At 54.2% G+C, this 238-nt stretch carries 1 pseudogene; it reads left to right on the top strand.

Annotated features, from left to right (window positions below):
- Nucleotides 1-207, top strand: a pseudogene (locus tag ACRHNM_RS18100) (single-stranded DNA-binding protein); the annotation flags it as partial.
- Between the last annotated feature and the right edge of the window lie 31 nt (nt 208-238).

Genomic DNA, 238 nt, shown 5'->3' with positions numbered 1-238 from the left:
AAGTTGCACTATTTTGAAGGAGGGAACTGCATTGGCCGGTTTCCCATCGCCACGAACGAATCCTATACGAACCGGCAGACCGGGGAGAAAGTCACCAATACGGAATGGCATAACATCGTGGTTCGCAACAAGGCTGCCGAGGTATGCGAGAAGTACCTGGGCAAAGGCGACCTGATTTATGTGGAAGGCCGGCTGAAGACCCGCCAGTGACAGGGGGAAGACGGCAATACGCGGTATA

It is taken from the genome of Psychroserpens mesophilus, from assembly GCF_050617655.1.
Classification (GTDB): Bacteria; Bacteroidota; Bacteroidia; order Flavobacteriales; family Flavobacteriaceae; genus Psychroserpens; species Psychroserpens mesophilus_A.
The sequence above is the reverse complement of the archived record's forward strand: the minus strand, read 5'-3'. Positions and strand labels throughout refer to the sequence as shown.